The sequence below is a fragment of the Polaribacter sp. HaHaR_3_91 genome, assembly GCF_019278525.1.
Taxonomy (GTDB): domain Bacteria; phylum Bacteroidota; class Bacteroidia; order Flavobacteriales; family Flavobacteriaceae; genus Polaribacter.
In genome coordinates, this window is record NZ_CP058986.1 from 2,153,507 (window position 1) to 2,178,248 (window position 24,742).

The 24,742-nt window shown below is 31.2% G+C and carries 23 protein-coding genes; 13 read left to right on the plus strand and 10 right to left on the minus strand.

Annotated elements, in window-relative coordinates; translation table 11 throughout:
* Positions 1 to 55: 55 nt before the first annotated feature.
* Both H0I27_RS08950 and bshA read left to right on the plus strand, forming a co-directional pair.
* Positions 56 to 901 carry a transketolase gene (locus tag H0I27_RS08950; protein WP_218730380.1) on the plus strand — a complete coding sequence of 282 codons (846 nt, stop codon included), beginning with the start codon at positions 56 to 58 and terminating at the stop codon, positions 899 to 901.
* 178 nt (positions 902 to 1,079) lie between these two features.
* Positions 1,080 to 2,213: an N-acetyl-alpha-D-glucosaminyl L-malate synthase BshA gene (gene bshA / locus H0I27_RS08955; protein ID WP_218730381.1), complete on the plus strand. Its 1,134-nt coding sequence runs from the start codon at positions 1,080 to 1,082 to the stop codon at positions 2,211 to 2,213.
* A gap of 63 nt (positions 2,214 to 2,276) precedes the next feature.
* Here bshA and H0I27_RS08960 read toward each other — a convergent pair whose 3' ends face one another.
* A complete protein-coding gene (locus tag H0I27_RS08960) occupies positions 2,277 to 2,915 on the minus strand; it encodes a DUF937 domain-containing protein (protein WP_218730382.1) in 639 nt (212 codons plus the stop codon).
* A 121-nt stretch (positions 2,916 to 3,036) separates the two neighbouring features.
* Between H0I27_RS08960 and H0I27_RS08965 the strand changes: the two genes are divergently transcribed.
* From H0I27_RS08965 to H0I27_RS08975, 3 genes are read left to right on the plus strand one after another with little or no spacing between them, the layout of a single operon-like run.
* Positions 3,037 to 4,365 (plus strand): dicarboxylate/amino acid:cation symporter, encoded by a 1,329-nt coding sequence (locus tag H0I27_RS08965; protein ID WP_218730383.1) that lies wholly within the window; start codon positions 3,037 to 3,039, stop codon positions 4,363 to 4,365.
* 31 nt (positions 4,366 to 4,396) lie between these two features.
* Complete coding sequence (locus tag H0I27_RS08970; protein WP_218730384.1) at positions 4,397 to 5,248, plus strand: sulfurtransferase; 852 nt, start codon at positions 4,397 to 4,399, stop codon at positions 5,246 to 5,248.
* A gap of 10 nt (positions 5,249 to 5,258) precedes the next feature.
* Complete coding sequence (locus H0I27_RS08975) at positions 5,259 to 5,585, plus strand: hypothetical protein (RefSeq protein WP_218730385.1); 327 nt, start codon at positions 5,259 to 5,261, stop codon at positions 5,583 to 5,585.
* 58 nt (positions 5,586 to 5,643) lie between these two features.
* Here the strand turns inward: H0I27_RS08975 and fahA are convergent, their stop codons facing one another.
* Positions 5,644 to 6,921: a fumarylacetoacetase gene (fahA, locus tag H0I27_RS08980; RefSeq protein ID WP_218730386.1), complete on the minus strand. Its 1,278-nt coding sequence runs from the start codon at positions 6,919 to 6,921 to the stop codon at positions 5,644 to 5,646.
* A gap of 198 nt (positions 6,922 to 7,119) precedes the next feature.
* On the opposite strand from fahA, the gene glyA reads away from it, so the two are divergent.
* Positions 7,120 to 8,394 (plus strand): serine hydroxymethyltransferase, encoded by a 1,275-nt coding sequence (glyA, locus tag H0I27_RS08985; RefSeq protein WP_218730387.1) that lies wholly within the window; start codon positions 7,120 to 7,122, stop codon positions 8,392 to 8,394.
* Positions 8,395 to 8,554: 160 nt separating this feature from the next.
* Here glyA and H0I27_RS08990 read toward each other — a convergent pair whose 3' ends face one another.
* The 3 genes from H0I27_RS08990 to rmuC form a co-directional block, all read right to left on the minus strand.
* Complete coding sequence (locus H0I27_RS08990; RefSeq protein ID WP_165731176.1) at positions 8,555 to 8,740, minus strand: CsbD family protein; 186 nt, start codon at positions 8,738 to 8,740, stop codon at positions 8,555 to 8,557.
* Between the two features lie 113 nt (positions 8,741 to 8,853).
* Positions 8,854 to 9,069: a hypothetical protein gene (locus H0I27_RS08995; protein ID WP_218730388.1), complete on the minus strand. Its 216-nt coding sequence runs from the start codon at positions 9,067 to 9,069 to the stop codon at positions 8,854 to 8,856.
* A gap of 92 nt (positions 9,070 to 9,161) precedes the next feature.
* Positions 9,162 to 10,508 (minus strand): DNA recombination protein RmuC, encoded by a 1,347-nt coding sequence (rmuC, locus tag H0I27_RS09000; RefSeq protein ID WP_218733830.1) that lies wholly within the window; start codon positions 10,506 to 10,508, stop codon positions 9,162 to 9,164.
* An 85-nt stretch (positions 10,509 to 10,593) separates the two neighbouring features.
* Between rmuC and H0I27_RS09005 the strand changes: the two genes are divergently transcribed.
* Positions 10,594 to 11,133, plus strand: a complete 540-nt coding sequence (locus H0I27_RS09005) for a 1-acyl-sn-glycerol-3-phosphate acyltransferase (protein WP_218730389.1) — start codon at positions 10,594 to 10,596, stop codon at positions 11,131 to 11,133.
* Between the two features lie 148 nt (positions 11,134 to 11,281).
* Here H0I27_RS09005 and pepT read toward each other — a convergent pair whose 3' ends face one another.
* From pepT to H0I27_RS09020, 3 genes are read right to left on the minus strand one after another with little or no spacing between them, the layout of a single operon-like run.
* A complete protein-coding gene (pepT, locus tag H0I27_RS09010) occupies positions 11,282 to 12,523 on the minus strand; it encodes a peptidase T (RefSeq protein WP_218730390.1) in 1,242 nt (413 codons plus the stop codon).
* Positions 12,516 to 13,082 (minus strand): hypothetical protein, encoded by a 567-nt coding sequence (locus H0I27_RS09015; protein ID WP_218730391.1) that lies wholly within the window; start codon positions 13,080 to 13,082, stop codon positions 12,516 to 12,518. Before H0I27_RS09015 ends, pepT begins: the two co-directional genes overlap by 8 nt.
* 42 nt (positions 13,083 to 13,124) lie before the next feature.
* Entirely contained in the window at positions 13,125 to 13,862 is a 738-nt protein-coding gene (locus H0I27_RS09020) for an arylesterase (protein WP_218730392.1), read from the minus strand.
* A 33-nt stretch (positions 13,863 to 13,895) separates the two neighbouring features.
* Here H0I27_RS09020 and H0I27_RS09025 point away from each other — a divergent pair, with 33 nt between their 5' ends.
* The 5 genes from H0I27_RS09025 to H0I27_RS09045 all read left to right on the plus strand — a co-directional run bounded on the left by H0I27_RS09025 (position 13,896) and on the right by H0I27_RS09045 (position 22,634).
* Positions 13,896 to 14,591, plus strand: a complete 696-nt coding sequence (locus tag H0I27_RS09025) for an ABC transporter ATP-binding protein (protein ID WP_218730393.1) — start codon at positions 13,896 to 13,898, stop codon at positions 14,589 to 14,591.
* A gap of 37 nt (positions 14,592 to 14,628) precedes the next feature.
* Positions 14,629 to 17,121 carry an ABC transporter permease gene (locus H0I27_RS09030; RefSeq protein ID WP_218733832.1) on the plus strand — a complete coding sequence of 831 codons (2,493 nt, stop codon included), beginning with the start codon at positions 14,629 to 14,631 and terminating at the stop codon, positions 17,119 to 17,121.
* Positions 17,122 to 17,172: 51 nt separating this feature from the next.
* Positions 17,173 to 18,582: a YgcG family protein gene (locus H0I27_RS09035; protein ID WP_218730394.1), complete on the plus strand. Its 1,410-nt coding sequence runs from the start codon at positions 17,173 to 17,175 to the stop codon at positions 18,580 to 18,582.
* Positions 18,583 to 18,685: 103 nt separating this feature from the next.
* The gene (locus tag H0I27_RS09040; RefSeq protein ID WP_218730395.1) at positions 18,686 to 21,310 is read left to right on the plus strand and encodes a TonB-dependent receptor; all 2,625 of its coding nucleotides are present in this window, start codon (positions 18,686 to 18,688) and stop codon (positions 21,308 to 21,310) included.
* A gap of 34 nt (positions 21,311 to 21,344) precedes the next feature.
* Positions 21,345 to 22,634 carry an APC family permease gene (locus tag H0I27_RS09045; RefSeq protein ID WP_218730396.1) on the plus strand — a complete coding sequence of 430 codons (1,290 nt, stop codon included), beginning with the start codon at positions 21,345 to 21,347 and terminating at the stop codon, positions 22,632 to 22,634.
* Positions 22,635 to 22,862: 228 nt separating this feature from the next.
* On the opposite strand, the gene H0I27_RS09050 is transcribed toward H0I27_RS09045, so the two are convergent.
* On the minus strand, positions 22,863 to 23,213 hold the full coding sequence (locus tag H0I27_RS09050) for a helix-turn-helix domain-containing protein (protein WP_218730397.1): 351 nt from the start codon (positions 23,211 to 23,213) through the stop codon (positions 22,863 to 22,865).
* 229 nt (positions 23,214 to 23,442) lie between these two features.
* Between H0I27_RS09050 and nfsB the strand changes: the two genes are divergently transcribed.
* Entirely contained in the window at positions 23,443 to 24,108 is a 666-nt protein-coding gene (gene nfsB / locus H0I27_RS09055) for an oxygen-insensitive NAD(P)H nitroreductase (protein ID WP_218730398.1), read from the plus strand.
* Between the two features lie 241 nt (positions 24,109 to 24,349).
* Here nfsB and H0I27_RS09060 read toward each other — a convergent pair whose 3' ends face one another.
* Positions 24,350 to 24,730 (minus strand): Fur family transcriptional regulator, encoded by a 381-nt coding sequence (locus H0I27_RS09060; protein ID WP_218730399.1) that lies wholly within the window; start codon positions 24,728 to 24,730, stop codon positions 24,350 to 24,352.
* Positions 24,731 to 24,742: the final 12 nt, after the last annotated feature.

A 24,742-nucleotide genomic window follows, 5' to 3' on the forward strand; every position in this document is an offset into this window, starting at 1 on the left:
TAATCTTGTAAGTTGCTATTAAAAAAATTACTTTTGTCCAAATTAAAATAACAAAATGCCAACAACACAACAATTACAAGATTTTACGCAACAAGTTCGTAGAGATATATTACGCATGGTTCATAAAGTTAACTCTGGTCACCCAGGTGGTTCTTTAGGATGTGCAGAATTTATTACTTGCTTATATCAAGAAGTAATGGACTATTCTACAGATTTTACAATGGACGGAAAGAATGAAGATTTATTCTTCCTTTCAAACGGACATATTTCTCCAGTATTTTATAGTGTTTTGGCGCATAGTGGATTTTTCCCAGTAGAAGAATTATCAACTTTTAGATTGTTGAATTCTCGTTTACAAGGTCACCCAACTACGCATGAAGGTTTACCTGGTGTAAGAATTGCTTCTGGATCTTTAGGTCAAGGAATGTCTAATGCTTTAGGTGCTGCACAAGCAAAAAAGTTAAATGGAGACGATAAAATAGTATATAGTTTACATGGTGATGGTGAATTGCAAGAAGGACAGAACTGGGAAGCGATTATGTACGCATCAGCAAAAAAAGTAGACAACATTATTTGTACAATCGATTTAAACAAAAAACAAATTGACGGGACTACAGATGAAGTTTTAGCAATGGGAAGCATTAGAGCTAAATTTGAAGCTTTTGATTGGGACGTTATTGATGTTGAGAAAGGGAATGATATTGAGGCGATTTTAGCTGGTTTAGCTGAAGCGAAAGCATTAACAGGAAAAGGAAAACCAGTTTGTATTTTATTACATACAGAAATGGGGAATGGTGTAGATTTTATGATGCATACACATGCTTGGCATGGTAAAGCACCAAGTGATGAGCAGTTAGAAAATGCATTAGCTCAAAATCCTGCAACTTTAGGAGATTACTAAAAAATTAGCATCTTTAGATTCTAAAATTAATATATTAAAAAAGCTTTTCGATCTAATTGAAAAGCTTTTTTTATGCTTTTATTTTGATTTCGAATGTAAGAATAGAAGTATATTTACAACTAATGAATAATATTTATGGATCTTTTACTGTAAATCATTTAATATTTCAAAAAATTATATGAAAATAGGAATTGTTTGTTACCCAACATTTGGGGGAAGTGGAGTAGTAGCTACAGAGTTAGGAATGGCTTTAGCAGATAAAGGACATGAAGTTCATTTTATCACATATAACCAACCGGTTCGTTTAGATTTTTTAACCCATAACTTACATTTTCACCAAGTAGTAATTGAAGAATATCCTCTTTTTGAATATCAACCTTATGAATTAGCATTGTCTAGTAAAATGGTAGAAGTTGTTCAAGAATATGACTTAGAAGTTTTACATGTACATTACGCAATACCACATGCGTGTGCTGCATATATGGCAAAGCAAATGTTAAAGGAAAAAGGTTTAGATGTTAGAGTTGTTACTACTTTACATGGAACTGATATTACTTTAGTAGGTAGTCACCCTACATATAAAACAGCTGTAGAGTTTAGTATTAATAATTCTGATGTAGTTACTGCGGTTTCTAACAATTTAAAAGAAACCACAAATACATTATTTAATATCACTAAAGATATAAAAGTGATATATAATTTTATTGATGTAGAAAAGTATGATAATGCACATGATACTGAATGTAATAGAATAGCAATTGCTAAACCACACGAACGTATTTTAACGCATATTAGTAATTTTAGACCTGTAAAAAGAGTAGAGGATGTGATTAAGATTTTTCACGAAGTTCAGAAAGAAATTCCTTCTAAATTATTATTAGTTGGTGAAGGACCAGAAAGAATAAATGCTGAGAACTTAGTAAATAAATTAAAAATTTCTAAGGATGTACTTTTCTTAGGAAATAGTTCTGAAGTAGCTAAAGTTTTGTGTTATTCTGATATCTTTTTATTACCATCTCAAACAGAGAGTTTTGGTTTAGCAGCATTAGAAGCTATGGCAGCAAAAACACCTGTAATTTCTACTAATACAGGAGGATTACCAGAAGTTAATATACATGGAGTTACCGGTTATTTAAGCAATTTAGGAGATGTAACGGATATGGCAAAAAACGCAATATCTATTTTAAAAGATGATAAAACCTTAGAAAAGTTTAAAAATAACGCAAGAGAACATACTAAAAGGTTTTCATTAGAAAATATACTACCGGTTTATGAAGAAATTTATAAATCTTGTTATAAAAATAAAGTTTAATAAAATGAAAAAGCTCAAACCAATTAATGTTTGAGCTTTTTATCTTTTATAATTTAATGAGTCTTATTTTCCAAAAAGCCCACCTAACATACTACCAATTCCTCCAGAATTTTTATTATCACCACCTAAAAGCATTCCAGCAACATCATCTACAACACTACCATCTCCGTCTGCATCTAATATTTTTTCTAAGAAACTTTGTTCGTTAGCTGCATCGCTACCACCTAACATTCCGCCCAATAAACCTCCTAATCCAGAAGAATCTGTAACGTTGTTTTCTTTAGATTTTTTTGCTAAAACACCCATTAATATTGGTGCAGCTACTTTTAAAATGTTTGCAACAGAACCAGCATCTAAACCAGATTTCTGACCAATGACTTGCTCAACACCTTGTTGTTTACTTCCTAAAATATGTCCTAAAATTCCAGCACCATCTTGTTTTACACTTTCGTCTACACCTCCATCAAATAAACCACCAAGATTGTCTAAAATACTACCATCATGTTTACCAGATAGAGCACCCATTAATCCAGCAGCACCTTCTGGTGTAGCGGAGTTTCTCTCCATAGCTTTCATTAACACTGGTAAAGCCATTGTTAAAACACTACTTGTTTTACTTGTGTCATTTCCTGTTGACCCAGAAACTCCTGAGATTATTTGTTTTCCTAAATCACTATTTAATATGTCTAAAATACCTGCCATTTTATGTTTTTAATAATTAATATGAATCTTTTCTAAAAATTATGACACAATATACAAATAAAGTCACATATACTTTAATTTTTTTTTTACCTTTCAAAATCTTAATTTTTTAAACTATTTAATGAAAAAACTAGCATTACACTGGAAGATTTTAATTGGTATGGTTCTTGGAATTCTTTTCGGTTTCATCATGAACTCTGTTGAAGGAGGTAAAGGTTTTGTTACAGATTGGATAAAACCATTTGGTACCATTTTTATAAACTTATTAAAACTAATTGCAGTACCCCTAATTTTGGCCTCTTTAATTAAAGGAATTTCTGATTTAAAAGATATTTCTAAAATTAAAAAAATGGGAATTAGAACTATGGTTATCTACATGTTAACCACATTGGTTGCTATTGTAATTGGCTTAGGTATTGTTAATGTGGTAAAACCAGGAGCAGGTATGTCTGCAGACACTATAGAGAAGATAAAGGTTAAATATGAAACATCTTCTGATGTTGTAGATAAATTAACAAAAGCAAGTGCACAAAGTAATACAGGACCACTACAGTCTTTAGTCGATATTTTTCCGAGTAATATTTTTACATCATTAAGTGATGCAAGTATGCTTCAAATTATCTTTTTTGCACTATTTGTCGGCGTTTCTCTATTATTAATTCCAGAGAAAAAAGCAAAACCATTAATGAACTTCTTTGATTCCTTAAATGAAGTTGTCATGAAAATGGTAGATTTAATTATGCTTTTTGCTCCGTATGCAGTATTTGCGCTATTATCAAATGTTATTATTGCTTTTGATGATACAGAAATCCTTTTAAAACTTTTAGTCTATGCACTTTGTGTAGTTGGAGGTTTATTATTGATGATAGGATTCTATCTAATTTTAGTGAGTGTTTATACAAAAAAATCACCTCTTTGGTTTTTAAAACAAATAAGTCCGGCGCAATTATTAGCATTTTCAACAAGTTCTAGCGCTGCAACCTTACCAGTAACTATGGAAAGGGTAGAAGAACATTTAGGTGTAGATCCAGAAGTAGCTGGTTTTGTTTTACCAGTAGGAGCCACTATTAATATGGATGGTACAAGTTTGTACCAAGCCATTGCAGCAGTTTTTATTATGCAAGTAATATGGCCAGAAGGACTTACATTTTCTAATCAGCTTGTTATTGTAGCCACGGCTTTATTAGCTTCCATTGGTTCTGCAGCTGTACCTAGTGCAGGTATGGTTATGTTGGTTATTGTTTTAGAATCTATAGGTTTTCCAGCGGAATTATTACCAATTGGATTGGCGCTTATTTTTGCTGTAGACAGGCCTTTAGATATGATGAGAACCACTGTAAATGTAACGGGAGATGCTACTGTAGCTATGATAATTGCTAAGTCGTTAGATAAATTACATGATGATCCTAAACCGAAAGATTGGGATGATAATTATGAAGATGTAAAGTAGTTTTATATAACTTTTCTAATTCTTTAATACGATGATGTCCTTAAAAATATCAAAACCGATAGTTTCCGTAGCTTGGTTACAAGAGCATTTAGATCATAAAAATCTGATTATTTTAGATTGTACGATTCCAAAAGTTACAGAAAAGTCTAATGCCGTTAATTCTGATGAAAAGTTACAGATTAAAGGCGCTATTTTTTTTGATATTAAAAACACTTTTTCAGATGTAAACGGAAAATTTCCGAACACCATTTTATCTCCAAAAGAATTTGAATATAAAGCACAAGAATTAGGTATTAATAATAATAGTCTTATTGTTTGTTATGACGATTTAGGAGTATATTCTTCACCAAGAGTTTGGTGGATGTTTCAATTAATGGGATTTACAAACGTTGCTGTTTTAGATGGAGGTTTACCTAAATGGATAGAACATAAATATCCTATTGAAAAACAACAAAATAATTCACGTTCAAAAGGTAATTTTAAGACTAATTATCAATCAGGAAAAATAAAATTTACAAACGATATTTTGAGTGCAATTAATAATAAAACTATTTTAATTGCAGATGCACGCTCTAAAGGTCGTTTTAATAGTACTGAATCAGAACCAAGAAGTGATGTAAAAGGAGGTCATATTCCTAATTCTGTAAGTTTGCCTTTTAGTGAGATAATAGAAAATGGGACTTTTAAGTCTGAAGAAGCATTAAAGGTTATTTTTAATGAAATAAACCCAAAAAAGAAACCTTTTATTTTTTCTTGCGGAACAGGAATCACTGCATCTGTGTTGGCTTTGGGCGCAGAAATATCAGGATCTAAAAACTATGCTGTTTATGATGGTTCTTGGACAGAGTGGGGAAGTACGGAGAATTTACCAATAGAAATTTAAAATAAACATTATGAACATCAATTGGACAAAAGAAGAATTTCAAACTTATGTATTGTTGTACGCGGCACAAAGTAATTATATAGAAACCGAATCTGAAAGTGAATATATTTTATCGAAAGTAAATGAAACTTTATTTAATCGGATTCATACAGAGATTGTACATGATAATGATTATCAATCTATGGAAAAAATTAAAACGTATTTAGCTGAAAATAAATATACAGATATTGAAAAAGAAAATCTTTTAAAAGATATAAAAAATGTCTTTTTTGCAGATGGTTCTGTAGATGTTTTAGAACGAAATGTATTTCTCTTATTGAAAAAAATTATAGCATAAAATTAAAAAAGCTTCACAATTTGTGAAGCTTTTTTAATTTTATATAAAGACTTAAATTCTATTTAGCAGGTAGAATTTTACCTACACATTCTCCAAAACCAATACGTACTTTATCATTTTTACAATGTGCACGCATAATTACAGTATCGTTATCATTTATAAATTTACGCTCTGTACCATCGTTTAACTTAATTGGGTTTTGTCCTCGCCAAGTTAACTCTAACATAGAACCGTAACTATCTTTTGTTGGACCAGAAATAGTACCAGATCCCATTAAATCTCCAGCTTCTACAGGACAACCATTCACAGTATGATGTGCCAATTGCTGTGCCATAGTCCAATACATGTATTTAAAATTAGAATTAGAAACGATGGTTTCTTTTCCATTTTCTGGTTGTATACCAACTTGTAAATGAATATCGTAACTTCCTTTTCCTTTTTGTTTTAAATACGGTAATGGCTCATGTACTTGTTTAGGGCTTTCTACTCTAAAAGGCTCTAAAGCATCTAATGTTACAATCCAAGGAGATATGGTAGATGCAAAACTTTTTCCTAAAAATGGGCCTAATGGTACATATTCCCAAGCTTGAATGTCTCTTGCAGACCAATCGTTAAATTGCACCAATCCAAATATATATTCTTCCGTTTCTTCAATCGGAATTCTATCACCTAAAACGTTTGCATCTGTGGTTATAAATGCCATTTCTAGCTCAAAATCTAATAATTGAGAAGGACCAAAACCAGGAGTATTACTTCCTTCTTCAGGTTTTGTTTGTCCGTAAGGTCTTCTAATTTTTGTTCCTGATGGCACTATCGAAGAACTTCTACCGTGGTAACCTATAGGTATGTGTAACCAATTTGGTAGCAATGCATTTTCTGGATCTCTAAACAAAGAACCTACATTGGTAGCGTGTTCTTTACTTGCATAAAAATCTGTATAATCACCTACAGCAACAGGTATTAACATTTCTACTTCGTCCATTCTAAAGATTATTTTATCTTTATGATTGGCATTATCTCTTAAAGTTCCATTGGTAACATCAAAAACTTCAGCAATTCTGTTTCTAACCAAACGCCAAGTTTTACGACCATCCGCAATAAAATCATTTAAATTATCTTGTAGAAAAATATCATCAGTTAATGGTATCCCTTCAAAATAACCTAATTGATGAAAAGCACCTAAATCTATAGCAAAATTTCCAATTCTACTACCAATAGTAATAATATCATCTCTTGTTATGAAAACACCAAAGGGAATGTTTTGAATAGGGAAGTCTGAATCTTTGTCTACTTTTAACCAAGATTTTCTATTAGGATTATTTGCTGTTATGATCATTCTTTTGAAATTTATTTTTCATCAAACCTACATAATTTTTTTTATTTTAAAATAAAAAAACAATTAAAAACGCATTTTTAACAGTACATTTTTAATAAATATACAATTATAATAAATAATGATAAAATATAGTTAAAACATGTTTTTTACAAATTTGATTTTATTATTTTTGATGCTTCTTTAAAAACAACAACAACAATGCAAATAGACAATCAAATTTTTGACCTTATACAGGAAGAAAAAGAAAGACAGTTAAATGGATTAGAATTAATCGCTTCAGAAAACTTTGTAAGTGATGATGTTATGAGAGCCCAAGGTTCTATTTTAACTAATAAATACGCTGAAGGATATCCTGGTAAAAGATATTATGGAGGTTGTGAAGTAGTTGATGTTATTGAGCAGATTGCTATAGACAGAGCAAAGGAATTATTTGGTGCAGAATATGTAAATGTTCAACCACACTCAGGTTCTCAAGCAAATACAGCTGTTTATGCTGCTTGTTTAAAACCAGGTGATACCGTTTTAGGATTTGATTTATCTCATGGGGGGCATTTAACTCATGGTTCTCCGGTAAACTTTTCTGGAAAATTATACAATCCTGTTTTTTACGGAGTTGTTAAAGAAACTGGAATTATAGATTACGATCATTTAGCTGCACAAGCTAAAGAGCACAAGCCAAAATTAATTATTGCTGGTGCTTCTGCGTATTCTAGAGATATCGATTTTAAGAAATTTAGAGAAGTTGCGGATAGTGTTGGAGCTATTTTAATGGCAGACATTTCTCATCCTGCTGGTTTAATTGCTAAAGGAATTTTAAATGATCCAATTCCTCATTGTCATATTGTTACTACAACTACACACAAAACGTTACGTGGACCAAGAGGTGGTATGATTATGATTGGTAAAGATTTTGACAATCCTTTTGGAGAAACTTTAAAAAATGGTAATCCTAAAAAGATGTCTACTTTAATTAATTCTTCTGTTTTCCCTGGAAACCAAGGTGGACCTTTAGAGCACGTTATTGCTGCTAAAGCAGTTGCTTTTGGAGAGGCTTTAACAGATGAGTTTTTAGAATATCAATTACAAGTAAAAGCAAATGCTGCAGAAATGGCTAAAGAATTTGTTGCAAAAGGATATGATATTATCTCTGGAGGAACAGACAACCACTGTATGCTAATAGATTTACGTAATAAAAACATTTCTGGTAAAGATGCAGAAATTGCATTAGGAAAAGCAGATATTACTGTAAACAAAAACATGGTTCCTTTTGATGATAAAAGCCCATTTGTAACTTCAGGGATCCGTATTGGAACTGCTGCAATTACTACTCGTGGTTTAGAAGAAGAGGATATGAAAGCTGTTGTTAATTTTATTGATGAAGCTATTATAAACGCTGCAAATGAAGATGCTTTACACAAAATTGGTGAGCGTGTTGCGCACATGATGAGTGCAAGAAGATTATTCGTAATGTAGAAGGCAATGCCTTCTTTACATAAGGTATATAATGATCATATTAGTTCGAGTGATTTTGTTTTTAACAAAATAGTGTCGACAACTTATTTGAATACATATAAAAAAAGCATCAAGTTAATTCTTGATGCTTTTTTAGTTTTAAATATATTATAAAGTTGTTTTACCAGCTTTTTACTTCTTTTTCTATGGCTTCACGAGTTTCACCATATTTTTCTTGGATTTCTCCAACTAGTTTATCAAAAGAACCTTCTGCTTCCGTACTCTCATCATTGGTAATACGACCATATTTTTCTTTAAATTCTCCTTTTATTTGTTTCCAATTTCCTTTTGTTGTATCCGAGTTCATATTCATTTCATTTATGTACTACAATAGTACTGGTTAATAATAGTGTAAATTTAGAAAGATTTATAATTGCTTATGAATGCTATCTATTAAAATTTTGACTCATTAGATAAAAGTTATTCTTTTTCTGAACTTTTAATTTTTCCAGCAATTTCATCTGCATCATCAGTAGCACTCTGTATTTGGTTTTTTAATTCATCTTTCTCTTTTTTCTTATCAATTTCTGCTACGATACTTTCTTTTTTGTTATCTGAATCTTTTTCATTCTTTTCATCTGTTTTTACGGTTCCTTTTAAAGGATGTAAACCTCTTTCGTGTTTTATAACTGACATATTTTTTAGTTTTTTAGGTTAATACTCACTTCAAAAGTAAAAAATAAGTAAATTTCAGCTTAACTACATTCGGTTAAATAATAACGCATTAGCTATTCATCAACTTCATTAGCACGTTTAATAATGTTCTCTGGGATAGCCTTTTTAGCTTTAGCACCCATTTTTTTTAACTTTTCTACAGAAGTAATTAAGTTTCCTCTACCTTCAAAAAGCTTATTCATTGCATTTGAGTATTCATTTTTACTGTCGTCAATTCGTTTACCAATTCCAACTAAATCACCTAATAAACCATTAAACTTGTCATATAAAGCACCAGCTTGTCTTGCAATTTCTAAAGCATTTCTTTGTTGTTTTTCATTATTCCACATAGAATCTATGGTTCTTAAAGTTGCTAAAAGAGTAGTAGGAGTAACAATCACAATATTTTTTTCAAATGCTTTATTGTATAAGTGATTATCAGAATTTATGGCAACAGCAAAAGCAGGCTCTATGGGAATGAAAAGTAAGACAAAATCTGGAGATTCAATTTTATAAATATCTTCATATTTTTTTTCTGATAATTGATGTACATGTCTTTGAAGTGATGCCACATGCTCTTTTAAAAACTGTGCTTTTAAGGTTTCATCTTCTTCATTTATAAACTGCTCATAAGCCGTTAAAGAAACCTTAGAATCTACAATCATTTTTTTATTATCTGGTAAATGAATCACCACATCGGGTAGAATTCTCTTACCATCTTCATTGGTGAAGCTTTGCTGTACATAATACTCTCTATCTTTCTCTAATCCAGATTTTTCTAAAACTCTTTCTAATACTAATTCCCCCCAATTACCTTGCATTTTATTATCGCCTTTTAAGGCCTTGGTAAGATTTAATGTTTCTTTACTCATTTGTTGGTTTAGCTCTTTTAAACCTAAAATTTGCTGACGTAAAGCAGCATGATAATCGATACTTTCCTTATGTGTTTTATCTACTTTATCTTCAAAAACTTTAATTTTTTCTTGCAGTGGATTTAAGATAATTTTTAAGTTTTCTTGATTTTGTTGGGTAAATTTGGTTGACTTTTCTTCTAAAATTTTATTCGCTAAAACCTCAAAATTATTGGTAAATTTATCCTGTAATTTTTCGACTTCGTTTTTATTATGCGCTAGTTTTTCCTCAACATTTTTGAATTCTGTTTCTAAACGTGTTTTATCCGAAATTAAAGTTTCTTTTTCTTTTTGCACGTATCTCAGTTCACCTTGCAAATCATCGATTGTAATTTCTGTATTTTTAAGTGTTTCATTTAGTTTAGAAATTTCAAATTCTAATACAGATTTTTCCTTTTCAGAAACTCCTTTTGCTTTTTCAAATTTTAATTTGGTTAATAGTTTACCTATTAAGAATCCTACAGGGCTAGATATCAGTGCAATTAAGAAGTAAATTATCATTTCGTTCATCATATCAAATTAAGTTCATAAATTTATCATTTTAAACGCTAACAAAAAACTTCTAAATCAGCATTTTTTAATGCTATCTTTATATATGAAAACAATTGCAAGGTTTATATTATTTACCATATTAGGATGGAAACTAGAAAACGATTTTCCTAAAGAGCCTAAGAAATACGTTGTTATTGCTGCACCGCATACCAGTTGGTTAGATTTTCCGATTGCAATATTATCTAGAATGTCTTCGGGTACTATGGTTCATTTTATAGGTAAATCTTCACTTTTTAAAGGTCCGTTTGGTTTTATATTTAAAGCTTTAGGAGGCACACCTGTAGACAGAAGTAAGAGTACAAATATGGTAGATGCCGTTATTGATGTGTTTAACAATAAGGAAGAATTCAGGTTAGGAATTTCGCCTGAAGGAACAAGAAAAAAAGTAGATAAATGGAAAACAGGGTTCTACTATATTGCAAAAGGAGCGAATGTTCCTATTGTTATGGCAACCTTAGACTTTAAAAATAAGAAGATAAAAATATCTAAACCTTATTATGCCACAGCAAGTATAGATGCTGATTTTGAGGTGTTTCACTCTTTTTTTAAAGACGTAAAAGGGAAAAACCCTGAATTATTTTAATTATTTGGTTGGTTTTATAAAAAAGTTTATATTTGTGTGTTACATATAATTATTGATAGAGATTAGGGGCTTTATTTTTAAGAAATATGTTACGCAAATAGTATCATGCTATGATATGGAGTCTTCAGGATACTGAAGACTCTTTTTTTTATACAAATTTCACAGAAATTTTTTCTGCAATACCTATAATTACTTCTGTTGCTTTCACCATAGATTCTACAGGTACATACTCATATCTACCATGAAAATTATGTCCGCCAGCAAAAATATTAGGACAAGGCAAACCTTTAAATGATAATTGAGAACCATCTGTCCCACCACGAATCGCTTTAATTAAAGGTGTAATTCCCAAATCTGTCATTACTTCTTCTGCAATATCTACAATATGCATTACTGGAGTAATTTTTTCTTTCATATTAAAGTATTGATCTTTAATCGTTACTTCAATTAAGTCTTGATTGTATCTTGTATTAAAATCTAACGCAATTTTGTGCATTAAACTTTTTCTCTTTTCAAATAAATCTAAATCATGATCTCTTACGATGTATTCTAAAACAGTTTTTTCTACATTTCCATTGATATCATGTAAATGAAAAAAACCTTCATAACCTTCTGTTCTTTGCGGAATCTCGTTTGTTGGAAGTGCTGTAATAAATTCATTAGCAATTAGCATAGAGTTTATCATTTTACCTTTTGCATATCCTGGATGTACAATTTTACCAGTAATGGTTATTATTGCCCCGGCAGCATTAAAATTCTCATATTCTAATTCTCCAATCTGACTTCCATCCATGGTGTATGCCCATTCTGCACCAAATTTATCAACATCAAACATGTGTGCGCCTTTACCAACTTCTTCATCTGGAGTAAAGCAAATTCTAATTTTACCATGTTTAATTTCTGGATGCTGAATTAGGTATTCCATCGCGGTTACAATTTCTGTAACTCCGGCTTTATCATCTGCACCTAAAAGGGTAGTACCATCCGTTGTAATAATCGTTTGACCTTTATATTGTAATAAATCATCAAAATAATCTGGCGATAAAACGATGTTTTCCTCTACATTTAAAATAATATTATTGCCTTGATAGTTTTCTACAATTTGAGGTTTTACATTTTTACCTGAAAAATCTGGACTCGTATCTATATGTGCTACAAAACCAATGGTTGGCACTTCATAATCTAAATTACTTGGTAGAGTTGCCATGATGTAGCAATTGGCATCTAAATCTACCTCTTTCATACCAATTTGTTTTAGCTCATCCACTAATACATTGGCTAAATCCCATTGTTTTTCGGTACTCGGAAAAGCAGGATTGTTAGGATCTGACTCTGTGTCTATAGTTACGTATTTTATAAATCTATCGGTAATATGTTGTTTTTCAATCATTTTGTTGAATATTTTTAATTTTTTTCATTAATGCAAGTGCGTCGCATAATCTTTTGTTAACTAAAGAATCGCCATAAACTTCCGCCTTTGCAAGTATAAAATTCTGGTCGTTTATTTTTATAAATAAGTGGCAAACTTGGTATTCAAACTTTCTTTTTTTTCCTTTTGAAACGGTGTAATAAGAAGGTTTTTCTAAAAAAGTAGTCTCTTCAGATTTTATTTTGATGAGATTTTTTGATAGATCTTCTTGCTCTCGTTCTAGTTTAAAAGACGTATCAAAATTAATGTTTTTATTGATAAATGTAACATCTAAAAGCAAAGTTTCTGTTAATTGTTTTGTAGTGTCTGCTGTGTAAATAGAAGATTGTAAATCGTCATAATACAAATTCGTTTTCCATGTATTTGGTATCTCTAAAGAAAACAAATTTTTAACGTCTTTTACTTCTTCTAAATTGTTAAAAGTAGTGGCGTTACAATTAAAGTACTTGCTAATTTCTGTTTGATTTGAACAGGAAACAAAGAGAAGTGAAGTAATTAGTATTAAAAGGATATTTTTCATAAAAATATTTAGAAATATTAAAATGTATATTTTAGAAACACTTTATTTTAAAATTGGTTTTAAAACAGTCCAAACATTTTTAGCCAATATTTGATGTCCTTCTTTTGTAGGATGAATACCATCTTTTTGATTTAAATCTGAAATACCTCCTACATTTTCTAACAAGAAAGGAACTAAATATAAATCGTTTTTTGTTGCCAAATCAGGAAACATATTTTTAAATTCAGTAGTATATTCTTGTCCCATATTTGGTGGAATTTGCATTCCGGCTAACACAATAATTGTTTCTGGATATTTCTTTTTTACAGCATCTATAATATCTTGCAAATTTTCTTTAGACTGCTTTAATGGCACACCTCTTAAACCATCATTTGCACCTAATTCTAATATAAAAATGGTTGGTTTTTGATTTAGTACCCAATCGATTCTATTTTTTCCACCAGATGTAGTTTCTCCACTCACGCCAGAATTTACAATGCTATAATTCAATTGTAAAGAGTCTATTTTCTGTTGAATAATTCCTGGAAAAGCATCGTTAACATCATCTAAACCATAGCCTGCAGTTAAACTATCACCAAAAAAAACAATTGTTTTTAAATTACTATTTTCGGTCTGATTGATTTCAGTATTAGGAGTCGTTGTTTCTGCATTTGTTGTTTTTTTAGAAGCATCTTGTTTGCAAGAGAATATGAATATCAGTAAAAAAATGCAACAAAATTTTAAGAAAACCTTTTGAGATAAATTGTTGATATGTATGAGCAATTGATTATTTTTCAACATCGGAATATTTTAGTAAGAAATTAAATAAAAGTAATGTCAAATATATTAAAGATTAATGATTTAGAGAAAACTTATACCAGTGGTTCTAAAAAATTAACAGTAATTAGCAATATCTCTTTTGAAGTAGAAAAAGGAAGTATTTTTTCTATTGTAGGGCCTTCTGGAAGTGGAAAAACGACTTTATTGGGGTTGTGTGCAGGTTTAGATTACCCAACTGCTGGAACTATTGAGTTGTGCGGCACTTCTTTACAAGATTTAAATGAAGATGAACGTGCTGCATTACGGAACAAAGAAGTCGGCTTTATTTTTCAGAATTTTCAATTATTACCTACATTAACAGCTTTAGAAAACGTGATTGTTCCTTTAGAGTTACAAGGCGAAAAAAATGCAGCTAAATTTGGAACCGCATTGTTAGAAAAAGTAGGTTTATCAGATCGTTTACATCATTATCCATCGCAATTATCTGGAGGAGAGCAGCAAAGAGTAGCTTTGGCAAGGGCTTTTTCTAACAGACCTTCTATTTTATTTGCAGATGAACCAACGGGTAATTTAGATGAAGAAACAGGTGAAAAGGTCATTCAATTACTGTTTGAATTGAACAAAGAAGCGGGCACGACTTTAATTATTATTACACACGATTTAGATTTAGCTAACAGAACACAACAGATTTTACGATTAAAAGGTGGTAAGATTATTTCTAACGAAAAAACCAACACTATTAATGCGTAAAATGACATCAAAAGTAAATTTTAAGTGGCTATTAAAAATGGCTTGGAGAGACGGAAAAGCAAGCCTTTCTAGGTTGATGCTTTTTATGGCATCTATCATTTTAGGTATTGCAGCTGTAGTTTCCATTCAGTTATTTAGTGACAATTTAAAGCAAAACATAAAGCTACAGTCGAAATCCTTAATGGGAGCCGATTTTATTATTGATAGTAAACAAATACCTTCTAAAAAAGTACAAGCTATTATAGATTCTTTAGGCGCAGATGCATCTGAAGTCAATTTTGTGTCTATGGCTGCTTTTCCTAAAAATAATGGGACAAAATTAGTAAAGGTTAGAGCTATGGAAGGTGATTTTCCGTTTTACGGAGATTTATCTACGGAACCTGAAAATGCTGGTAAAAAATATCAAGAATTGGGAGGTGCTTTGGTAGATGCTACCTTGCTTTTACAATATAACATAAACCCTGGAGATTCTATTAAGTTAGGTAAAACTACGTTTAAAATTATTGGTGCTTTAAAATCAATTCCGGGTAGTACAGCAATTTCTTCTTCTGTGGCACCAACGGTTTTAATTCCGTTTCGTTTTGTTGAAGAAACTGGATTGTTACAATTAGGAAGTAGAAAAGAATATCAGTACTTTTTTGAAGCTCCTACAATGGATTTAGTCACTTTAGAAAACAAAACAGATCCTATTCTTAAGGCAGAAAATGCTGATTTAGATACGCATACAAGTACCAGTGAGCGATTGGGTAGAAGGTATGATAATGTAAGTCGATTTTTAAATTTAGTTGCTTTTATTGCACTTTTATTGGGGTGTATTGGTATTGCGAGCTCTGTACATATTTATATTAAGGAAAAACTAAAAAATGTAGCTGTTTTAAAATGTTTAGGAGCTTCTAGAAAACAAACTTTTTTAATTTATTTAACCCAAATTATTGGCATTGGGTTGATTGGCGGTTTAATTGGTGCTGTTATTGGAGTTAGTTTACAATATGCTTTTCCGTATCTCTTACAAGATTTTTTACCTTTTGATGTTGCCATTTCAATTTCTGCTCAACCTATAATAATGGGCGTTGCTTTAGGTGTTTTAATGTCCGTTTTATTTGCATTATTACCCTTGTTAGGTACTTGGTACGTATCTCCTTTAGAAGTTTTAAGAGGTTCTGAAGATAATTTACAAAAACCTAAAAAAGCACGAATTGCAGTAGTATTGGCAATTTTACTTTTCATTTATTTGTTTTCTTTTTGGATGTTAAAAGATGCCGTAAACGGATTGATTTTTACCGCAGGTATTTTTATCACTTTTGCAATTATGGCAGGTGTTGCTAATCTTTTCATCAAATTGATTAAAAAATTCTTCCCAAGTTCTTGGGGATATACAAAACGTCAAAGTCTATTGAATTTATTTAGACCCAATAATCAAACGATGGTACTTGTTTTAGCGATTGGATTGGGGACTTTTCTAATAAGTACGTTATACTTTACGAAGGATATTTTACTAGCAAAAACATCCATAGAAAATAAAAAGAATGATGCGAATATTATTCTAATGGATGTTCAACAAAAGCAAGAAACGGCTATTTTAGAAACTTTTACTAGCAAAGGATTGGAAGTAATTGATAACATACCAATTATTACCATGCGTATGCAAAGTATTCATGGTAAAACGGTAAATGAGATTCGGAAAGATTCTATTATTAAAATGAAAAAATGGATCTTAAACAGAGAATTTAGAGTTACCTACAGAGAAGAATTAGCAGAAACCGAAGAAATTATAGAAGGTCAGTGGACAGGAAAAATGATTCAAGGAGTACCAATTAATATTTCTATTTCCGATAATTTTGCTGAAGATGCCAATTTAAAAATTGGAGATCCAATTGTTTTCAACATTCAAGGTGTGTTGATGGAAACCATCGTGGGAAGCATCAGAAAAGTAGATTGGAGTAGTATGAAAGTCAATTTTATGATTTTGTTTCCAACGGGAGTTTTAGAAAATGCACCTCAATTTAATGTAATGACTACCCATGTGCCAAATAAAGAAGGTTCTGCGGAATTACAGAGAGCGTTAGTGCAAGAATTTCCGAATGTTACTATTTTAGATTTACGTCAGGTTTTTACCATTGTAGAAGATATTTTAGATAAAATCTCTTGGATCATTAATTTTATGGCGTTTTTTAGCATTTTAACAGGTTTTATTGTGTTGATTGGTTCCGTTAGAAATAGTAAATACCAACGAATTAAAGAAAGTGTACTGTTAAGAACATTAGGTGCAAAAAGCAAACAAATTTTACAAATTACGGCCTTAGAATATGTCTATCTAGGAGTTTTGGGTAGTTTAACGGGTATTTTATTGTCTTTAATTGGTAGTCAATTATTAGCCACCTTTATATTTAAAGAACCGTTTATACCATCTGCAATTCCGTTTTTAGTTTTTCTCCCAGGAATTACATTTTTAGTAGTTGTAATTGGTTTGAGTAATTTAAAATCGGTTTTAAAAAGTCCGCCATTGGAAGTGTTGAGGAAAGAAGTTTAATCGAACATAGATAAAACCTAGTTTATTAGTTTTAAAATATAAAAATAACTGATGAAAGTACACCATGCTACCTATTATAAACAGACTAAAAATTTTGTACTCTACAGCCTGTTGTTAGCCTGTTTTTTTACTCCAATATCAATTGTGAGTCAGGTAATTACGGAGGGTGTTACCAATGCTACAGAAGTAATAGATACTTCTGTCAAAAATCCTTTAGACCAAAAAACGGTTGAGCAACTAGAAATTACTTATCCAAGGTTTAAAGCACCAGTTTATAATAGCGGAAAAGAAAGTTATTCAATTAAGGAAGTACCGAGTCCAAGAGGCAAAGGAATTATTGGAAATGTATCTGATCCATATGATTATATTGATGCTTCTTCAGAAATTCAAATAAATCGATTATTATTTGAGTTAGAACAAAAATCATCTGTAGAAGTTGCAGTAGTTGTGGTTCCGAGCATTGGTAAAGAAATACCTAAACAATTTGCTGTAGATCTTTTCGAATTATGGGGTATTGGTAAAGCAGATACAGACAACGGATTGCTAATTTTAACGGTAATGGACCAGCGGAGAACAGAGTTTGAGGTTGGTTATGGTCTAGAACCAATTTTAACGGATGCTGTTTGTTATCGCATTGGCGTAAATGAAATTGTGCCTAATTTTAAGAATGGAAATTATGGTGAAGGGTTGGTAAATTCGGTGGTTAGAATACGTGAGTTTTTAGACAATCCACAAGTTATTCAGGAAGTCTACGGTACTAGTATTGTACATCAAAAAGATGAAGGTTATCAGTGGTATCATTATTTGTTAATTGGTTATGCTTTTGTTTGTATATTATTTTTTGTGTGGTATTACGGTGTAATATTTCAAACACAAGTATCTAAAGACGATTTTTATGACAAGTATAATCGATTGGACGAATTTAAATTAGGTTGTCTTATCTATTTATTTCCAATTCCAATACTTTTCATTTCTAAATTGGTAAAAAAACGCTTGCAAGAATATCGTACAGCTCCTCGTTATAGTAAAGTGAATGGAGAATTATTACATCTAAAAAACGAATGGACAGAAAATGAATTTTTAGAAGCTGCTCAAATTTTAGAAGAAAACCTCAAATCTACTCGTTACGATGTTTGGGTAACGGAAGACCAAAGTGATATTTTAATTTTAGAATACGAAGGAATTAATAGCAGGAAGTATAGTGATTGCACAAAATGTGGTTATAAAACGTACGGAAAAAAATCATCTAAACTTATAAAAGCTGCAACTTATGCATCTGCAGGTGAGCGCGTTGATTTTTATGAATGTAGGAATTGTAATTATCAAGATGAAAAGAAGGTAGTTCTCGCTAAAAAAGTAAGACAGACTTCCTCATCTTCTGGTTCTTCGTCATCTTTTTCTTCGTCATCAAGTTTTGGAGGCGGTAGTTCTGGTGGTGGTGGAGCGGGTGTTAGTTGGTAATCATTTACATCATAAAAAGGGTTCGAATATTTCGATTTTTATTATCTTGCACGGTTTTAATTAGATACTTTAATTCAATCAAAATCAGTTTAAATTAAAATTTATGAGGTCCTTTTTATTATTTATATTTCTAAGTACAACTCTCTGTTTATCTGCTCAGAAAATATACAACGGAAAAGTTATTGATACCAATAACTCACCACTAGAAGACGTAAATGTTATTATCGAAGGTACATCAACAGGAACTATTACAGATAACAGTGGTAATTTTTCTGTTTCTAGCAATAATGAAAACGCAATTTTAGTTTTTTCTGCATTAGGGTTTAAAACTCAGAAACAACAAGGAGGACGAAACTTAGCAATTGTTTTACAAGAATCATCAGAGATTCTTTCGGAAGTTGTACTGGTAGGAACAAGAAATCCAAGACAAACGAAATTAGAAACTCCAGTAGCGGTAGATATTGTAGATGTGTCTAAAATTAAATTAACAAGTGCACAAACTACGGCGAATGATTTGCTAGCGAATTTAGTACCTTCATTCAATTCTAATCGCCAATCTTCTTCGGACGGAACAGAACATGTAGATCCTGCTTCTTTAAGAGGTTTAGGTCCAGATCAAGTTTTGGTACTTATCAACGGAAAAAGAAGACACACGACCTCGTTATTAAATAATCAAAACACGGTTGGTAACGGATCTGTTGGTACAGATTTATCTTCGATACCTTCAGCTGCTATCGATAGAATTGAAGTACTTAGAGATGGAGCTGCTGCTCAATACGGATCTGATGCTATTGCAGGGGTCATCAATATTATTTTAAAGAAAAATACAGGTTTAGAGGTTGGTACTACTTATGGTTTAACTTCGGAAGGCGATGGAGAGACTTTTAATTTAAATGTAAATTATGGTACCAAAATTGGCAATAAAGGTGGTTTTATAAACCTTACGGCAGAATTTAACGATAGAGGTAAAACAAGTAGAAGTCAAAATCATAATTTGGTTATTTATGACCAGTCTGATTTAGGCAATTTCTTTGCGTATGATTTTTCTAATGATGGTGCCAGAGAACGTGATAACGAATTGATTAATGCTGCTGGTTTAACTCGTGATGATTTTAATTTTCAAATTGGAGATGCGGCTATAACCAATACCCAGGTTTTTGTAAACCTTGAACTTCCTACGAATGAAAATGATACTTTTTACGCAGCAGGTGGTGGAAACTATAGAACGGGTAATGGTTTTGGTTTTAGAAGATTACCTTCAGAAGGTCATGTTTTAGAGTTATATCCAAACGGGTTTCAACCCATGTTAGAATCTACAGTTGTCGATCTTTCTTTAATTGCAGGTTATAAAACAAAACTTGGTGAATGGGATTTTGATTTGAGTAATACCAATGGTTACAATCAATTTGATTATGGCATTTCTAATACTGTAAATGATGCATTGGGCATTAATAGTCCGACTTCTTTTGATGCAGGTGGACATACCTTTTTACAAAATACCGTAAACTTAGACTTTTCTAAATTTGATGATACTATCATGAGCGGACTTGGTTTGGCTTTTGGTGCTGAATACAGATACGAGAATTATACGATTTATGCAGGAGAAGAAGGTTCGTATATTGGCAATGGAGCAAATTCATTTCCAGGTTTTGCACCGAATAATGAAGTAGATGAGCAAAGATCTTCTGTAGGAATATATGCAGATGTTGAGCTTAATTTTACTGACAAATTCTTAGTTGATGTAGCTGGTAGATTCGAAAATTATAATGATTTTGGGAACACCATTAACGGAAAAATAGCAGCAAGATATAAATTAACAGATGCTGTTGTTTTAAGAGGTGCATTTGGAACTGGATTTAGAGCGCCATCTTTACAACAACAATATTTTAATAATATCGCTACCGATTTGGTTGACGGAAACCTTATTAATGGAGGTACGTTTAGAAACGATAGTGAAATTGCTCAGACTTTAGGTATTCCTGAATTAAAAGAAGAAACTTCTACAAGTATAAGTCTTGGTTTAACAGCTAAGGTTACCAATAATTTTCAAATTACTTTAGATGCTTATAAAGTTGATATTGACGATAGAATTATTTATACAGGTAGTTTAGGTAATGATGTTTATGGTGATGAAATATCAGAATTACAAGATATTCTTAAGCCACTAGGTGTTTCTTCTGCACGTTTTTTTACCAATGCAATTAATACATCCACTGCAGGTGTAGATTTGGTAATGAATTATAAAGTATCTTTAAATGAAGGTGCTTTAAACTTTTCTTTATTGTACAACCATAATGAAACGGAAGTAGACGATACACTTAATAATGTTCCGGACATTTTTGTAGGTCAAGAAGATGTGTATTTTGGTGCTCAAGAAAAAAGTTTAATTGAATCTAATAATCCTCAGGACAAAGCAATATTTACGGTCGATTTAACAAAAAATAAGTTTGGCGTAATGTTAAGAAACACGTATTGGGGAGAAATAACTAGAAATGGTTTTCCTTTTGGAGGCACTCAATTACATTCAGGAAAAGTGACTACAGACTTAACAGGCTCTTACAATATCAATGATAATCTTTCTTTAACAGTTGGAGCAAATAATTTATTTGATGTATTGCCAGATGAACAAATTTATGACAACAGTTATTTTGGTGTATTTAAATATGCATCGGTTCAAATGGGAACAACGGGAGCATTTTATTTTGCAAGATTAAACTACAAAATATAATTAGATATTTCTGAAAAGGAAATAACCAAAGTTCATGAAAGGTAAACACAAAATAGGTTGGAAGACAGCAGCAGCTTTGGTTATTTCCAATATGATTGGTACTGGAGTTTTTACCAGTTTAGGGTATCAATTAACTGATATTCAAAATACATGGAGTATCGTGCTAATTTGGTTGTTAGGTGGTTTATTTGCTTTAATTGGTGCATTAACTTATGCCGAATTAGGTACAAATTTTGATGATTCTGGTGGAGATTACGTATTTCTATCTAAATTAATTCATCCAATTGTTGGGTATATTTACGCTTGGGTTTCCTTAACTGTTGGTTTTTCGGCTCCGATTGCTATTTCTGTAATGGCTATGAAAAGCTATTTAAATCCTATAAATCCAACTATATTTAACGATTGGTTCGGTATTTTGGTGATTTTAATATTGACTGCAATTCACTCTATAAGCGTTGGGCAAAGCGGAAAATTTCAAAACATTTCTACAGGTGTTAAAATTGGTTTTGTACTAATATTAATCATACTCGGTTTTAGTTTTGTACCTGCGCAAGATGTAACCGCTATAGATCTTAGTAATTCTTGGCAAGACGAAATATTATTACCTGGTTTTGCTGTTTCACTATTATATGTAACATATGCATATACAGGTTGGAATTCTGCCGCATACATCGTGGATGAAATTGATGATGCAAGAAGAAATTTACCAAAAGCTTTACTATTCGGAACTGCATTAGTCACCATAATTTACGTACTGTTGCAAGTTGTATTTTTAAAACATGCGTCTGTAGATCAACTTTCTGGTAAGGTGGAAGTCGCTTTTATTTCTTTTAAAAACATCTTTGGCACAGAAGGAGGGAACTGGGTGAGTTACTTAATTGCCATACAACTTATTGCAACTGTAAGCGGTTATCTTTGGATTGGTTCTAGAATAACATTTGCAATGGCTAAAGATCATTCTTTTTGGAGGAAAATAGCCGTTAAAAACAAAAACGGAATACCAGTAAGAGCTTTGTGGTTACAAGCAGGAATAAGTATTGTATTAACGCTTACAGGTACTTTTGAGCAAGTTCTTTTATATGCTAGTTTCTTATTACAATTAATGGGAACCTTAACCGTTGCTTCTATATTTTGGTTAAAAGGAAGAAAAGGAGCTTTTAAGAGTCCGTTAAAACCATTTCTACAAATTGTTTTTGTGGTTTTTAGTGTATGGATATTAGGGTATATGTTAATGGAAAAACCGAAAGAAAGTGCCATCGGGTTGTTGTTTGTATTAACTGGTATTGTAACGTACTTCTTTTCTGACAGAACAAATAAACAGTAATTCTTATTGTAAAAGAGTTCATTAAAACTCAAATATTTTTTATCAATTATATTAAAATAAATTTTATAAACATCATATAATATAGAATTTATATAACTTTATTTAAAGTTTTAGTTTAATATTTAAAAATATTATATATTCATCAGCTTTAAGAATTCTAACTTTGGAAAAGTTGCAAAATAGGGGTAAAATATGATGTATTTAACGTGTGTTTGTAAGTCTTAACATTTATATATTAACACCAACACTTTTATCTTTTTCAAGCACAGAAAAACCCCAATCTGCTATAGATTGTACAACCGGAATTAGAGTTTTACCAAAATAGGTTAATGAATATGATACTTTTAAAGGGGCTTTAGAGGTAAAAACGGTTCTATTAATAATACCATCCTCCTCCAAAGCTTTTAATTGTAGACTTAAGGTTCTTTCTGTAACTGTTGGCATTTCCTTTCTTAATTCATTGTAGCGAAGTGCAGTGTTTCGTAAATGAAATAAAATAACCGTTTTCCATTTACCACCAATCATTCCCATAGTTAAACTTGCGCAACAAGGATATTCTTTTCCTTTATATGTGTACATAAGGCTGTAATTTTTTTTTGAACCAACAAAGATATAATACTATACTAAGGTATACAACTATACTTTTTATAGTAAATTTAACATTTGATTTAAGTAATTGTATTTTAGTTGTTTAAGCGTATTTTATAAGAGGGTTTGGGTACTATCCTTTTTGACCGTTCTTGTGAGATACAAATGCTCTGTATACTTTTGTCACTGTAAAAATGATAGTAAAATAAAAAAATATAATATGAACTTACAAGAAACATTAAACTGGAGATACACCACTAAGGAATTTGATCCAACCAAGAAAATATCTGATGCAGATATGGTGCAAGTTAAAAATTTACTAAGAATGAGTCCTTCAAGTGTAAACCTTCAACCTTGGCATTTTATTATTGCAGAAACTACCGAAGGAAAAGCACGTATGGCAAAGGGAACGAAAGGTTTTTTTCATTTTAACGAACCAAAAGTGGTAAACGCTTCTGCAGTTGTTTTATTCTGTTCAAAAACAAGTGAAGGTGCAGATGATGCTTATTTTAAACACCTTTTAGAGTTACAGAATAAAGATGGAAGATTCCCAAATGAAGACGTCAAAAATGGTATGTATGGAGCAATGAATGCTTTTGCAAACATTCATAAATATGACTTAAAAGACTATCAACATTGGATGGAAAAACAAGTATACTTAAACATTGGAAGCTTTTTATTAGGAGTTGCAAGTTTAGGAATAGATGCAACAGCAATGGAGGGTATTGATGTAAAAGCATTAGATGAAGAATTCGGATTAAGAGAAAAAGGTTTCACTTCTTTAGTAGCTGTTTCTTTGGGCTATAGAACTGAATCTGATTTTAATTCAACAGAAAAAACACCAAAATCTAGATTGGCTGAAAGTGAGATTTTTACGGTAATATAAACTTTTAGGATATTATAGAATAAATGAACCTACAAGTATTTTTTTTGGAGCTTCTTAAAATTCGTTATAAAAAATATATACAGTTACAGAAACATTATTTGCATAGGAAATAACGGTAATTTTAAGTCGAATAAACAGTATAAGTATCTGCTTTTTACTAATAAAATCTTTTGATCATAAATTAAAATTAAGCGTATTATAAAACCAATTAAATAAATTACAAGTTATTTAGTTGGTTTTTTTATCCAATACATTCTTCACATTTCCCTTGTATAAGCACCTGGGAAAAAGCTATTTGTCTGTTCTCTATTTTAGGAATAACAACTTTTACTTGTAAGCATTCTACTTTACCGCAACTTAGACATTGAAAATGCGGATGCACATCTTTGTGCTCTGTAGCTGAACATCCGGTACATTTAGCATACCACTTAAGTCCATCTTTACCAAGAAAAGAATGCAAAACACCATCATCTTCTAGCTTATCTAAAATACGATATATCGTTGTTTTGTTAAATTCAGTATCTAATTGATTTATTAGCATTTTTGCAGAAATAGCTACAGAACTGTTTTTAAACTCATTAAGTAATACTTCTACAGCCTTTGTTTTTCTAATAATTCCCATATAACAAATATA

Coding starts and splice junctions, on each gene's coding strand:
- H0I27_RS08950 (WP_218730380.1), top strand. CDS start 56: ATGCCAACAACACAACAATTACAAGATTTTACGCAACAAGTTCGTAGA.
- bshA (WP_218730381.1), top strand. CDS start 1,080: ATGAAAATAGGAATTGTTTGTTACCCAACATTTGGGGGAAGTGGAGTA.
- H0I27_RS08960 (WP_218730382.1), bottom strand. CDS start 2,915: ATGGCAGGTATTTTAGACATATTAAATAGTGATTTAGGAAAACAAATA.
- H0I27_RS08965 (WP_218730383.1), top strand. CDS start 3,037: ATGAAAAAACTAGCATTACACTGGAAGATTTTAATTGGTATGGTTCTT.
- H0I27_RS08970 (WP_218730384.1), top strand. CDS start 4,397: ATGATGTCCTTAAAAATATCAAAACCGATAGTTTCCGTAGCTTGGTTA.
- H0I27_RS08975 (WP_218730385.1), top strand. CDS start 5,259: ATGAACATCAATTGGACAAAAGAAGAATTTCAAACTTATGTATTGTTG.
- fahA (WP_218730386.1), bottom strand. CDS start 6,921: ATGATCATAACAGCAAATAATCCTAATAGAAAATCTTGGTTAAAAGTA.
- glyA (WP_218730387.1), top strand. CDS start 7,120: ATGCAAATAGACAATCAAATTTTTGACCTTATACAGGAAGAAAAAGAA.
- H0I27_RS08990 (WP_165731176.1), bottom strand. CDS start 8,740: ATGAACTCGGATACAACAAAAGGAAATTGGAAACAAATAAAAGGAGAA.
- H0I27_RS08995 (WP_218730388.1), bottom strand. CDS start 9,069: ATGTCAGTTATAAAACACGAAAGAGGTTTACATCCTTTAAAAGGAACC.
- rmuC (WP_218733830.1), bottom strand. CDS start 10,508: ATGAACGAAATGATAATTTACTTCTTAATTGCACTGATATCTAGCCCT.
- H0I27_RS09005 (WP_218730389.1), top strand. CDS start 10,594: ATGAAAACAATTGCAAGGTTTATATTATTTACCATATTAGGATGGAAA.
- pepT (WP_218730390.1), bottom strand. CDS start 12,523: ATGATTGAAAAACAACATATTACCGATAGATTTATAAAATACGTAACT.
- H0I27_RS09015 (WP_218730391.1), bottom strand. CDS start 13,082: ATGAAAAATATCCTTTTAATACTAATTACTTCACTTCTCTTTGTTTCC.
- H0I27_RS09020 (WP_218730392.1), bottom strand. CDS start 13,862: ATGTTGAAAAATAATCAATTGCTCATACATATCAACAATTTATCTCAA.
- H0I27_RS09025 (WP_218730393.1), top strand. CDS start 13,896: ATGTCAAATATATTAAAGATTAATGATTTAGAGAAAACTTATACCAGT.
- H0I27_RS09030 (WP_218733832.1), top strand. CDS start 14,629: ATGGCTTGGAGAGACGGAAAAGCAAGCCTTTCTAGGTTGATGCTTTTT.
- H0I27_RS09035 (WP_218730394.1), top strand. CDS start 17,173: ATGAAAGTACACCATGCTACCTATTATAAACAGACTAAAAATTTTGTA.
- H0I27_RS09040 (WP_218730395.1), top strand. CDS start 18,686: ATGAGGTCCTTTTTATTATTTATATTTCTAAGTACAACTCTCTGTTTA.
- H0I27_RS09045 (WP_218730396.1), top strand. CDS start 21,345: ATGAAAGGTAAACACAAAATAGGTTGGAAGACAGCAGCAGCTTTGGTT.
- H0I27_RS09050 (WP_218730397.1), bottom strand. CDS start 23,213: ATGTACACATATAAAGGAAAAGAATATCCTTGTTGCGCAAGTTTAACT.
- nfsB (WP_218730398.1), top strand. CDS start 23,443: ATGAACTTACAAGAAACATTAAACTGGAGATACACCACTAAGGAATTT.
- H0I27_RS09060 (WP_218730399.1), bottom strand. CDS start 24,730: ATGGGAATTATTAGAAAAACAAAGGCTGTAGAAGTATTACTTAATGAG.